This window comes from Lysinibacillus sp. RU7 (assembly GCF_057837305.1).
This window is the reverse complement of sequence record NZ_JBYQFK010000007.1, coordinates 56,629-69,259: the sequence shown is the minus strand read 5'-3', so window position 1 is coordinate 69,259 and position 12,631 is coordinate 56,629. Positions and strand designations below refer to the sequence as shown.

Genomic DNA, 12,631 nt, shown 5'->3' with positions numbered 1-12,631 from the left:
GGTGAATGGGCCCGATTTGACACTTATTTAAAATTAAGTTGTATCTCGATTTTGCCAGATGATAAAAACCGAGGTAAAAAATACTCCATTTATAATTCGCTCTCTACCAAAAACGTACTTACTCAATCCATTTGCTATAATAAAAATAGTATAAAAATCAGGAGGCTTTCATGGCAAAAAAGAAAACGAAATTTATGTGTAACGATTGCGGCTATGAGTCGGCGAAGTGGATGGGGCGTTGTCCAGGTTGCGGCAACTGGAATACGATGGTGGAGGAAGTGGAAATCGTATCAAAAGGTCCACGCGGTGCATTTCAGCATTCGGTTTCGACGACTCAAAAGGCAACTCCGCTTATTAACGTAGAAACAATGGAAGAAGCGCGAATTATCACCGAGATGGGGGAGTTAAACCGCGTGCTTGGTGGGGGTATTGTGGCGGGTTCCCTTGTGTTAATCGGCGGAGATCCAGGTATCGGAAAGTCGACGCTATTACTCCAAGTGTCTGCGTTATTATCGAACCAGGGGCACCGTGTGCTATATATTTCTGGTGAGGAATCCGTTCGCCAAACGAAATTAAGGGCAGAGCGATTAGGAGTTAAATCACCGGAGCTGTATATTTACTCCGAAACGAATATGGAATTTCTTCATCAAACAATTGAAGAGGTGCAGCCGAAGTTTGTCATTGTCGATTCCATCCAAACGGTGCATCATCCGGAAGTGACGAGTGCACCAGGAAGCGTTTCGCAAGTACGTGAATGTACAGCAGAACTTATGCGCATCGCAAAAACAAAAAATATTGCAATTTTCCTTGTCGGACACGTGACAAAGGAAGGGCAAATTGCAGGGCCGCGTATTTTGGAGCATATGGTCGATACCGTGCTCTATTTTGAAGGGGAACGTCATCATAACCATCGTATTTTACGTAGCCAAAAAAACCGTTTTGGTTCAACGAATGAAATTGCGATTTTTGAGATGTTACATGGTGGCTTAAAGGAAGTATTAAATCCGTCTGAGATGTTTTTACAGGAGCGTTCGCAAGGGGCACCGGGTTCAACGATTGTGGCATCTATGGAAGGGACGCGACCGATTTTAGTGGAAGTACAGTCACTTGTCACACCGACAAGCTTCAATTATCCAAAGCGTATGGCAACAGGGGTTGACCAAAATCGTGTGCAACTATTGATGGCTGTGTTAGAAAAACGAATGGGGATGCTACTGCAAGCACAGGATGCTTATATTAAAGTGGCAGGTGGTGTCAAGCTAGATGAGCCAGCTATTGATCTAGCTGTCCTGACATCGATTGTGTCTAGTTTTAAAGACCAAGCTGTTCGTGCAACAGATTGTTTTATCGGCGAAGTGGGCTTGACGGGTGAGGTGCGTCGTGTGAGCCGGATTGAGCAACGTGTGCAAGAGGCAGCCAAGCTTGGATTTAAACGTGCTTTTATTCCGGCTTCTAACTTAGGCGGTTGGGATTTCCCAGAAGGCATTCAAGTTATCGGCGTCGAGACGATTGCTGATAGCTTACGTGCCTGCTTTAATGATTTATAAAGTGAAATTTCAATTAGTGGGGGGGCTCATCCCCACTCCCTCCCTTTCATGCGGGATAAAAACGAAAAATGCTCGCCTCAGAAAAAGGGGAGCATTTTAACTTTATATAGTATGGATTAGCTTGTACGTAATATAGCTTCTTTTTTAGCTTCGGGCTTTTTAATGATGCCGAATGGTTTGCCAATTGGTAAGAAAGTGAAGCCAAAGTGCTTGTTTAATACAGATGCACCTGCACCGTATAACGATAAAATACCAATAGCAAGCTCTGAGTAAGCAGCAAGTAAGTGCATCCCGTGTGCCATAATGCCAAATGAACTTAATCCAAGCCCGATAAATAAGAAATCAATTAATACGAAAATAAAGAATAACACTTTATTTGTTTCAAGGGCTCCGATTGTCATAAATAATGTAAAGATGAGATATCCTAAATACACGACACCTAATTGATGTGTATCAACTGCTGCCATTAAATTTTCGCCCAGTACACCAGCTTGTACTAACCAACCAAGACCGACAGCCATCCAAAATAAACCGTAAGCGCCGAATGCTGTTGTCCCGAATGTATTATTATGTTTGGAATCCAAAACAGACGCGTAAAATTGTGCAATTCCTCCAAGGAAAATAGCCCATGGAAGTACAAGCCCTAAACCTTCCGTCCACCCAATTTTTTGAGAGGATGCAACAAGTGTAACAATCGCTAAACCAAAAAGCCCGACTGCAGAAGGATCAGCTGTTACCACCTTAATTTCTTTTATCTCTTTCAATATATTTTCTCCTATTCATATGATGTCATTTATCTCGAATAGGTAGAGTGTAAAGGAAAATGATTTTTATAACTATATGCTATTTGAATTTTGCTAGAACATTTGAATTTTCAAAAGATTATAAAGTTATTTCAACAATATTTTGTGTACCGTATAATGCAAATTTTTAGTAAATAAAGAGTTGAAAGAGTATATTTTGTTATAATATAGTGTAAAAAGTTTCTGACTGTTATATCACAAGAAACTGAGGTTTTTGCGTCGCTATGAAACGGGCAACTATGTATAATGAAAGAACGGAGGTGAAAAATGTGTTAAAGAAGGTCATTCAAGTTGCATTTTTGTTTATCGGGGGGGCGTTAGGTCTAGTTTTTTTACCGCCATTATACGAACTTATTCATTTATCATCTAATCCTTGGATTAACAACCCTTATATTTCGGTAGCGTTAGGCGCAACTTTATTATTTGTGTTATCGTTCGGTTTATCCGATTACTTTGTTCGGCTGATTACATGGATGGAGGAAGTGCTGTCTAAGGTACCAGTCGGGGATTTGTTATTTGGAACAGTCGGACTCATTATGGGGTTAAGTGTTTCCGCGTTATTTGGCTTTGCGATTAATAGCATTCAGCTACCGGTGATTACGGAAGTAACGCCAATTATTTTGTCCATTATTTTAGGGTACTTAGGTTTCCGTGTCGGTTTTAATAAACGAGAAGAGTTTGTGCAGTTGTTTACAAGATCTGGTCCATCGGCTAAAAAGAAGCAAGGGGAGCAAGAGGCGAAACTGTCACATAAGCTGTTGGATACGAGTGTCATTATCGACGGGCGTATTGCGGATATTTCAGAAACAGGCTTTATTGAGGGGACGCTTGTCGTACCGCAATTTGTTTTAACGGAGCTTCAACATATTGCGGATTCGTCCGATACGTTAAAGCGTACGCGCGGTCGTCGAGGGTTAGATATTTTAAAGCGCCTGCAAGATGAGCGGCAATCCAAGGTGTTAATTGTCGAGGACGACTTTGAAGATGTGGCAGAAGTCGATTTAAAACTAGTCCGTCTAGCGAAAAAAATGGGCGCACAAATTTTAACTAATGATTTTAATTTAAATAAAGTATGTGAATTACATCAAGTAAAAGTGTTAAATATTAATGATCTGGCAAATGCCGTCAAACCAGTTGTCATTCCTGGTGAGGATATGCAAGTTGTGGTCATTAAAGACGGTAAAGAGCAAAATCAAGGTGTGGCGTATTTAGATGATGGTACGATGATTGTTGTGGAAGGTGGTCGTAGCTATATCGGTCAAGCTATTACAGTAACGGTCACAAGTGTGCTACAAACATCGGCTGGACGCATGATTTTTGCTAAGCCAAAAGATGACTAGAGTAGGAAGTGAAGATGTGCAATATGAAGTTGTACTGCCAGCTGCCGGTAGCGGAAAGCGTATGGGGGCAGGGCAAAACAAATTATTTTTACAGCTAGTAGATAAACCCATTCTCGTTCATACATTGCTTGTATTTGAACAGGACAAAAATTGTACAGGGATTTGGCTCGCCGTGAAAGATGAGGAGCGCGCATTTATCCAGTCGTTGCTCTCAGAATATGGTATTTCTAAAATAAAAGGTTTACCAACAGGTGGGGCAGAACGTCAACATTCGGTGCATTCATGTATTAAGGAAATGCGCGATGTAGCCATTGTCCTTGTACATGATGCCGCACGTCCGTTTATCACCATACCAACGATTACCGAGCTAGCCAAAACAGCCTATGAGAAAGGTGCGGCCATTGCTGGTGTACGCGCAAAGGATACGATGAAAATTGTACGAGATGGCATCATTAAAGAGACTGTTGACCGCGATTCACTGTGGATGATTCAAACACCGCAAGCATTCCGCTTTGATTTACTGGCAGAGGCAGAAGATGTAGCAGAAAAGGTTGGTTTTCTTGGTACAGATGAGGCAATGCTTGTAGAACGACTAGGCCATGACGTACACATCGTCGAAAGTAGTTATGAAAATGTTAAAATGACAACACAGGAAGATTTAATTTTTGGTGCGGCCATTTTAAAATCCCGTGCTAATTTATAGGAGGATATTGACTTATGTTTCGAGTAGGACAAGGCTACGATGTTCATGCATTTGCAGAGGGACGTCCATTAATTTTAGGGGGCATTGAAATTCCGCATGACCGCGGGTTGCTTGGTCATTCGGATGCCGATGTATTGTTACATACCATTACAGATGCAGCATTAGGAGCCATTGGTGAGGGGGATATCGGGCGTCATTTCCCTGATACAGACCCTGAGTGGAAGGATGCAGATTCAGCAAAACTTTTACAATACATTTGGAAAATCGTTGAAGATAAAGGGTATGTTTTAGGGAATGTTGATGCAACAATTATTGCCCAACGTCCCAAAATGGCTCCTTACATTGAACCGATGAAAAATCGCATTGCGGAGTTATTAAATGCCGATCCATCTCAAGTAAATGTAAAAGCGACAACGACTGAAAAGCTTGGTTTCACAGGACGTGAAGAAGGAATCGCGTCACTAGCGACGATTTTACTTATTAAGAAATAAGGGGATTCCCAACGATATGCATAAATGAGCGCACGTCGAACGAAATTCGGCGTGCGTCACTTTTATTTGCGAATTGACAGTGGTAAAATGAACAGGATAAAAATTCGGTCGTTTTCAAAACGAAAAATGAGGAGGCAATTACACATGACGAAAGAAGTTCGTGTACGTTATGCACCATCTCCGACAGGTTTCTTACATATCGGTGGCGCACGTACAGCACTATTTAACTATTTATATGCAAAACATCACAACGGTAAATTTATTGTCCGCATTGAAGATACAGATATCGAGCGTAATGTAGAGGGCGGCGAAGCTTCTCAACTTGATAACTTACGTTGGTTAGGTATTATCCCAGATGAATCCATTGATATTGGTGGTCCGTATGCGCCTTATCGCCAAATGGAGCGTTTAGACATTTATAAAAAGCATGCCGAAGAGTTATTAGAGCGCGGTATCGCATATAAATGTTTCTGTACATCAGAAGAGCTTGAAGCATCACGTGAAGCACAAAAAGCAAATGGTGTAGCAGCGCCAACATATGATGGCAAATGCCGTCATTTAACAGCAGATGAAGTGGCAGCAAAAGAGGCAGCGGGTATTCCTTACACAATTCGCATGCGTGTACCAGCAGATATCACATATAAATTTACAGATTTAGTGCGCGGTGAAGTTACATTCGAATCAAAAGATATCGGGGATTGGGTAGTAGTAAAAGCAAACGGTATTCCAACATACAACTATGCCGTCGTACTAGATGATCATTTTATGGATATTACACATGTATTCCGCGGGGAAGAGCATTTATCGAATACACCAAAGCAAATGATGATTTTTGATGCATTTGGCTGGGAATACCCAGAGTACGGTCATATGACATTAATCGTGAATGAAGAGCGCAAAAAATTATCGAAGCGTGATGAAACGATTATCCAGTTCGTTGCCCAATACAAAGACCTTGGTTATTTACCAGAAGCGATGTTTAACTTCTTCGCATTACTTGGCTGGTCACCAGAAGGAGAAGAGGAAATCTTCTCACATGATGAGTTTGTGAAAATGTTCGATGAGAAGCGTTTATCAAAATCACCATCGATGTTTGATAAAACAAAGCTTACGTGGATGAATAACCAATACATCAAAAAATTATCACGTGAAGAAGTGGTAGCGTTAGCATTACCACATTTACAAAAAGCAGGCGTATTACCGACGGAGCTAACAGCGGAACAACAAGCGTGGGCTGCAGAGTTAATCGGCCTTTATCATGAGCAAATGAGCTATGGTGCTGAAATTGTGGAGTTATCAAGCCTATTCTTTACAGAAGAGATTGCATACAATGATGAAGCAAAAGAAGTATTAGCGGGCGAAACAGTACCAGCTGTCATGGCAGCGTTTAAGGCGCAGCTTGAAGCGCTTGATGCATTCGATGCAGAATCAATCAAAGCGGCAATTAAAGCGGTGCAAAAAGAAACAGGCGCTAAAGGGAAAAACTTGTTTATGCCAATCCGTGTTGTGACAACGGGTCAAACGCACGGTCCAGAGCTACCAAATGCCATTGCTTTAATCGGAAAAGAAAAAGCGATTGCACGGGTAGAAAAGTTCGCTAACTAAGCAGAACTATTGATTTTTGACAAAATTTATGTACAATGGATGTACATTGTAACGAATTGAATAAACTAAAGTGTAAAGCTTTAGTGAAAAAAGCGTGGAGAAGGAGAAGTACACAATAGTTAGAGCTTGTTAGAGAGGACTATCACCGGCTGAAAGTAGTCTAAGCCCGCTATGTGGAAATGCACCTTTGAGTACTGAGCTGAAAAAAGTAGGCGAAGTCGAGTTGTTCTCGTTACCGAACATCAAAGGGGAAGGCATGTCCTTCAATTCAGAGTGGAACCGCGCAAATAAGCGTCTCTGTCATCAAGTGATGACAGGGGCGTTTTTTCTTTGCAGATAGGAAAGGTGAATATTTGCAAAGAAATGTTTTTCTTAAGTAAAAGCGGATTGTTGTGAAGAGCCAGAAGCTACTCGTGTCAAATAACGGAGCCTTATGCGAAATAGTAAAATGAAAAGGGGGATTACGGACGATGTTTAAACGGATAAAAGAGGATATCGATACGATTTTTGAAAATGATCCAGCAGCGCGAAGTGTGATGGAAGTAGTGCTAACGTATTCGGGTTTACATGCGACGTGGGCACATCGCATCGCCCATTGGTTTTATAAGCGGAAATTTTATTTTATAGCGCGGGCCATTTCACAAATTAGCCGTTTCTTTACCGGTATTGAAATCCACCCGGGTGCCAAAATTGGACGCCGATTTTTCATTGACCATGGCATGGGGGTCGTAATAGGGGAAACGTGTGAAATTGGCGATAATGTGACACTCTATCAAGGTGTTACACTAGGTGGTACAGGAAAAGAAAAAGGAAAACGCCACCCAACATTACATGATAACGTCCTAGTAGCAACAGGCGCAAAAGTATTAGGTTCGATTACAATTGGGGAAAATAGTAAAGTCGGTGCAGGGTCTGTTGTCTTAAAGGATGTACCACCGAATGCGACGGTTGTAGGGATTCCTGGGAAAATCGTCATTAAAGATGGCGTTCGTTATGCAGAAGAGAAAAAATTAGATCATCATAATATTCCTGACCCAGTCGGTGATCGGTGTGATACGTTGGAGAAGACAATTGAACTTTTACAACAGGAAATCACATTGTTAAAAAAGGAGCAAAAACAATGAGTATTCAAATTTTTAATTCTTTAACAAGACAAAAAGAAGCGTTTATCCCGCTTGAAGAAGGCAAAGTAAAAATGTATGTATGCGGACCTACCGTATATAACTATATTCATATTGGCAATTCACGCCCGGTCATTGTATACGATACAGTGCGTCGCTATTTACAATATGCTGGCTATGATGTGAAATTTGTTTCGAACTTTACAGATGTAGATGACAAAATTATTAAAGCAGCAAATGAGCTTGGTGAGGAAGTATTTGAGTTAACTGAGCGCTTTATCGCTGCGTACTTTGATGATATTACAGCGTTAGGTTGTCAAAAGGCAGATGTACACCCGCGTGTAACGGACCATATGGAAGCCATTATTGAGTTTATTCAAGTTCTAATTGACAAAGGTTACGCATATGAATCCGGAGGCGATGTATATTATCGGACGCGTAAATTCGACGGCTATGGTAAGTTAAGTCATCAATCGATTGACGATTTAAAAGTGGGCGCGCGTATTGAAGCAGGTGAGAAAAAAGAAGATCCGCTTGATTTTGCCCTGTGGAAAGCAGCCAAACCAGGTGAGATTAAGTGGGAAAGTCCGTGGGGAGAAGGGCGTCCTGGTTGGCACATTGAGTGTTCTGTTATGGCGCGTGAGCACTTAGGTGATACAATTGATATTCATGCAGGTGGTCAGGATTTAACATTCCCACACCATGAAAATGAAATTGCACAATCAGAAGCGCATACAGGAAAAACATTTGCCCGTTACTGGATGCATAATGGCTATATTAATATCGATAACGAGAAAATGTCGAAGTCACTAGGTAATTTCGTACTTGTGAACGATATTCGCAAGCAAATCGATCCGCAAGTACTACGATTTTTCATGTTAAGTGTTCATTACCGTCACCCAATCAACTTCGCACAAGATTTAGTAGAAGCAGCGCATGCGGGATTAGAACGTTTACGTACAGCTTATGCCAATGTCCAACATCGCCTGTCGGCTACAACCGGTCTTGGCCAAGCGAGTGATGAATGGTTAGCGAAAGTGACGGCTGTTAGGGCACAATTTGAAGAAGCGATGAATGATGACTTTAATACAGCGAATGCGATTTCAGCGTTATTTGAGTTAGCGCGTATTGCGAATACGTACTTAAACGAGAGCAATACAGAAGAAGTTGTATTACAAGCATTTATCGAGACATTCGATACATTGGGGCATGTGTTAGGGATTCACTTTGCACAAGAAGCAGAACTGCTTGATGAGGAAATCGAAGCACTAATCGAAGAGCGTAATCAAGCCCGTAAAAATCGTGATTTTGCCCGTTCAGATGAAATCCGCGATCAACTATTAAACATGAATATTGTACTAGAGGATACTCGTCAAGGAACGCGTTGGAAACGAGGATAACGATATGACGAAACTTCGATTAGAGGATGTAAAGCAATTAAATGCGCTAGCTCTTGCTTATATGGGAGATGCCGTACTCGAACAAAGCGTACGGCAGCACCTCTTGTTAGCGGGACGTGTCAAACCGAATACATTGCATAGAGAAGCGACAAAATATGTATCAGCGAAGGCACAATCAGCGATTGTCCATCACATGATAGATGAAAGTTTTTTAACAGAAGAGGAATTGGCGGTTTTCCGTCGAGGACGTAATGCGAAATCTGGTACCGTACCAAAAAACACAGACGTTCAAACATATCGGAATAGTTCGGGTTTTGAGGCAGTGCTAGGCTATTTATATTTAATGCAACAAACAGAACGTGTATATGAAATCATCGATTATGCAATAGACATCATCGAACAGCGAAAAGGAGTGTAATAGATGGCGGAACAAAATAGCGAAATGATCGCAGGGAAAAATCCGGTATTAGAAGCGCTTCGTTCAGGTCGTGAAATCAATAAATTATGGATTGCAGAAGGCGTCAAAAAAACAGGTATTAACGAGCTTTTAGATTTAGCCCGTGAGCGTGGTGTGCTTGTCCAGTTCGTTCCAAAGAAAAAGGTAGAACAATTAACAGATGCCAATCATCAAGGGATTGTCGCATCTGTTGCTGCGTATCAATATGCAGAATTGGAAGATTTATTTGCTGCGGCAGCGAAAAAACAAGAAGATCCGTTTTTCTTAATTTTAGATGAGTTAGAGGACCCACATAATTTAGGTTCCATTATGCGTACAGCAGACGCAATCGGTGTACATGGTATGATCATTCCGAAGCGTCGTGCAGTTGGTTTAACAGCTGTTGTAGCAAAGGCTTCCACTGGCGCAATCGAGCATGTGCCTGTTGTACGTGTCACGAATTTAGCGCAGACGGTGGACGAGCTAAAAGAACGCGGCATTTGGATTGCAGGGACAGATGCAAAAGGGTCTGCTGACTATCGTAAAATGGATGCTACGTTGCCATTAGCCATCATTATCGGAAGTGAAGGGAAAGGGATGAGTACGTTACTCAAGAAAAAGTGCGACTTCCTCTATCACTTACCAATGGTTGGTCATGTGACGTCGTTAAATGCTTCTGTTGCAGCGGCACTTCTGATGTATGAAGTGTACCGTAAACGCCAAGAACAGAACGGCTAGCAGTGATGCAAAATATTTTGCTAGTAGACGGCTACAATATGATTGGTGCGTGGAAAGCTTTACGTTCACTACGAGATGAAAATTTTGAAGATGCGCGCGACCGACTTGTGGAGCTGATGGCGGAATATAAAGCGGTAAAAGGTTGGCGCGTCATCGTTGTATTTGATGCGCACCTTGTACCTGGTACTGAACAGTTATATGTAAAGCATGATATAGAAGTGATTTATACACGTAAAAATGAAACTGCTGATGAACGTATTGAAAAGCTATCCCATGACTTAAAGGGACGTAAAATTCAAATTCATGTAGCCACATCGGATATGACAGAACAGAATGTTGTATTTGGATATGGGGCATTACGCAAGTCTGCGCGTGAACTTGAAATTGAGATGGGGATTATTCAATCGGATATATCCCAAAAGGTGAAAACAACACAAAATGAAAAGCCGTCTAGACGTATTCACCTACCGGATGATGTTGCGTTAACGCTTGAAAAATGGCGTAGGGGATTAAAATAACTTATTGACCGTTATTTTCCAATTCTATTATACTGTTTCTAATGATTCTGGCGTACTGGGGTGAGAATATTGCTTAAAAGCGAAAAATTGCAAGTAATAGAGCGATTTGAAGATATTTCAGATGAAGATATTGTAGAACAAGTTCATTTAGGCAATACAGAAGCGTTAGATTATTTAATTACAAAATATCGTGTATTTGTGAAAGCGAAAGCGCGTTCTTATTTTTTGATTGGTGCAGATAAAGAGGATATTATCCAAGAAGGAATGATTGGGCTGTATAAAGCGATTCGCGATTTTAAAGGGGACAAGTTGGCATCGTTCCGTGCGTTTGCAGAGCTATGCATTACGCGACAGATTATTACCGCGATTAAAACAGCAACCCGTCAAAAACATATTCCACTCAATTCCTATGTGTCACTCGATAAACCAATTTACGATGAAGAATCGGAACGTACACTGATGGATGTTATTACAAGTCCTCTATCAGAAAATCCAGAATATTTAATGATTAATAGAGAAGATTATAGTAGATTAGAAGGACAGATGAGTCGCGTATTAAGTGAGCTTGAACAGCAAGTACTCGTTTTATATTTAGAAGGGCGTTCTTATAATGAAATCTCAAGTTTGCTCAAGCGTTCAACGAAGTCTATTGACAATGCGTTGCAACGAATTAAGCGTAAGTTAGAACGTCATTTAGAGTTTAGTGAATTGTTTTAGAGATACGGTTCGTTTGTTGACAGCATGTCTATTAGGTGTTAGTCTTGATTAGACAAAATGCCGAAATAGGTGAGGTTTGAATGGCCAAAAAAGTCATTTTAAGCTGTGAAAAATGCGGCTCTAGAAACTATTCAATACCAGCGAAATCTGAGAAAGAGGCAACACGCCTTGAGTTAAAAAAGTTTTGTTCGTATTGTAATGAACATACGATGCACAAACAAACGTTATAAATTGATGGATCAGCTAAAGAAGCGATTGGTGCGGAGGTTAAGCTAGAAAATGAGCAAGATTACAAATTTTTTAAGTGAAGTCGGCTCAGAAATGCGTAAAACAAGCTGGCCTAAAAGTAAAGAGTTAACAAAATATACAGTTGTTGTTATTGCCACTGTCATTTTCTTTGCTTTATACTTTACGGTAGTGGATTTAGGTGTTTCAGAGGCATTGCGTTGGTTCTTAGAACTGTAAAAATAGTATATTGATGAAATAGCCCGTATCCTTTAGAAACAACGGGTTTTTTCATTTGGCTAAAAATTTGTGTGGCGTACAATAATGCATCACAAGTACTAGAAGGAGGGCTCCGTGAATTATGGAGAAAAATTGGTATGTAGTGCATACTTATTCAGGTTATGAAAACCGTGTAAAAGCAAATCTTGAAAAACGTGTTGAAACAATGGGCATGCAAGATAAAATCTTCCGTGTAATCGTTCCTGAACATGAAGAAATCGATATTAAAGAAGATGGTAAAAAGCGTACGGTCATGCGTAAAGTATTCCCTGGTTATGTATTAGTGGAGTTAATCATGACGGATGATTCGTGGTATGTTGTACGTAATACACCGGGTGTGACAGGTTTCATCGGCTCATCAGGTGGAGGAGCAAAACCAACACCATTATTACCGGAAGAAGCAGAGCGCTTACTTGCTCAAATGGGTATGAATGAAACAGCAATTGGTGAAGTGGCTGTGACAGTAGGCGAAGTGGTTGAAGTGTTAGAAGGACCATTCGCGCACTTCCAAGGTAGAGTGGAAGAAATTGATGTAGAAAAAGGTAAGATAAAAGTAACGGTTGATATGTTCGGCCGTGAGACGAAGATGGAACTGGACTTTACACAAATTCGCAAAATATAGAATTATTTCTACTTGCGTTAACAAAATAAAAGTGTTATCATTTCATAGGTCAGACTGTCAATTTATTTCAGTTTGATACATCATTT

At 40.8% G+C, this 12,631-nt stretch carries 15 protein-coding genes and 1 other annotated feature; of the genes, 14 read left to right on the top strand and 1 reads right to left on the bottom strand.

Annotation, left to right across the window (positions count from 1 at the left end; translation table 11 throughout):
* The first annotated feature begins 170 nt into the window (after positions 1-170).
* A complete protein-coding gene (gene radA / locus AC3II9_RS07105; RefSeq protein WP_489154329.1) occupies positions 171-1,547 on the top strand; it encodes a DNA repair protein RadA in 1,377 nt (458 codons plus the stop codon).
* 116 nt (positions 1,548-1,663) lie between these two features.
* On the opposite strand, the gene AC3II9_RS07100 is transcribed toward radA, so the two are convergent.
* Positions 1,664-2,311 carry an acetate uptake transporter gene (locus tag AC3II9_RS07100; RefSeq protein WP_489154327.1) on the bottom strand — a complete coding sequence of 216 codons (648 nt, stop codon included), beginning with the start codon at positions 2,309-2,311 and terminating at the stop codon, positions 1,664-1,666.
* Positions 2,312-2,619: 308 nt separating this feature from the next.
* Here AC3II9_RS07100 and AC3II9_RS07095 point away from each other — a divergent pair, with 308 nt between their 5' ends.
* The 13 genes from AC3II9_RS07095 to nusG all read left to right on the top strand — a co-directional run bounded on the left by AC3II9_RS07095 (position 2,620) and on the right by nusG (position 12,545).
* Positions 2,620-3,690 carry a PIN/TRAM domain-containing protein gene (locus tag AC3II9_RS07095; RefSeq protein ID WP_489154325.1) on the top strand — a complete coding sequence of 357 codons (1,071 nt, stop codon included), beginning with the start codon at positions 2,620-2,622 and terminating at the stop codon, positions 3,688-3,690.
* A 16-nt stretch (positions 3,691-3,706) separates the two neighbouring features.
* Complete coding sequence (gene ispD / locus AC3II9_RS07090) at positions 3,707-4,393, top strand: 2-C-methyl-D-erythritol 4-phosphate cytidylyltransferase (RefSeq protein WP_489154323.1); 687 nt, start codon at positions 3,707-3,709, stop codon at positions 4,391-4,393.
* Positions 4,394-4,407: 14 nt separating this feature from the next.
* Positions 4,408-4,884, top strand: a complete 477-nt coding sequence (gene ispF / locus AC3II9_RS07085) for a 2-C-methyl-D-erythritol 2,4-cyclodiphosphate synthase (RefSeq protein WP_489154321.1) — start codon at positions 4,408-4,410, stop codon at positions 4,882-4,884.
* 144 nt (positions 4,885-5,028) lie between these two features.
* Positions 5,029-6,489 (top strand): glutamate--tRNA ligase, encoded by a 1,461-nt coding sequence (gene gltX, locus AC3II9_RS07080; protein WP_489154319.1) that lies wholly within the window; start codon positions 5,029-5,031, stop codon positions 6,487-6,489.
* Between the two features lie 86 nt (positions 6,490-6,575).
* Positions 6,576-6,791, top strand: a binding site (T-box leader).
* Positions 6,792-6,959: 168 nt separating this feature from the next.
* Positions 6,960-7,613 (top strand): serine O-acetyltransferase, encoded by a 654-nt coding sequence (gene cysE, locus AC3II9_RS07075; RefSeq protein WP_489154317.1) that lies wholly within the window; start codon positions 6,960-6,962, stop codon positions 7,611-7,613.
* Positions 7,610-9,010 carry a cysteine--tRNA ligase gene (gene cysS / locus AC3II9_RS07070; protein WP_489154316.1) on the top strand — a complete coding sequence of 467 codons (1,401 nt, stop codon included), beginning with the start codon at positions 7,610-7,612 and terminating at the stop codon, positions 9,008-9,010. The genes cysE and cysS overlap by 4 nt, the downstream gene beginning before the upstream one ends.
* 4 nt (positions 9,011-9,014) lie before the next feature.
* The gene (locus AC3II9_RS07065) at positions 9,015-9,428 is read left to right on the top strand and encodes a Mini-ribonuclease 3 (RefSeq protein ID WP_489154314.1); all 414 of its coding nucleotides are present in this window, start codon (positions 9,015-9,017) and stop codon (positions 9,426-9,428) included.
* Positions 9,429-9,431: 3 nt separating this feature from the next.
* A complete protein-coding gene (gene rlmB / locus AC3II9_RS07060) occupies positions 9,432-10,184 on the top strand; it encodes a 23S rRNA (guanosine(2251)-2'-O)-methyltransferase RlmB (protein WP_489154312.1) in 753 nt (250 codons plus the stop codon).
* A gap of 5 nt (positions 10,185-10,189) precedes the next feature.
* Complete coding sequence (locus AC3II9_RS07055; RefSeq protein WP_489154459.1) at positions 10,190-10,702, top strand: NYN domain-containing protein; 513 nt, start codon at positions 10,190-10,192, stop codon at positions 10,700-10,702.
* Positions 10,703-10,771: 69 nt separating this feature from the next.
* Entirely contained in the window at positions 10,772-11,419 is a 648-nt protein-coding gene (gene sigH / locus AC3II9_RS07050; protein ID WP_489154310.1) for an RNA polymerase sporulation sigma factor SigH, read from the top strand.
* Positions 11,420-11,499: 80 nt separating this feature from the next.
* The gene (gene rpmG / locus AC3II9_RS07045; protein WP_489154308.1) at positions 11,500-11,649 is read left to right on the top strand and encodes a 50S ribosomal protein L33; all 150 of its coding nucleotides are present in this window, start codon (positions 11,500-11,502) and stop codon (positions 11,647-11,649) included.
* A 49-nt stretch (positions 11,650-11,698) separates the two neighbouring features.
* Entirely contained in the window at positions 11,699-11,884 is a 186-nt protein-coding gene (gene secE / locus AC3II9_RS07040; protein WP_391374367.1) for a preprotein translocase subunit SecE, read from the top strand.
* Between the two features lie 121 nt (positions 11,885-12,005).
* Positions 12,006-12,545: a transcription termination/antitermination protein NusG gene (gene nusG, locus AC3II9_RS07035; RefSeq protein ID WP_489154306.1), complete on the top strand. Its 540-nt coding sequence runs from the start codon at positions 12,006-12,008 to the stop codon at positions 12,543-12,545.
* Positions 12,546-12,631 lie beyond the last annotated feature (86 nt).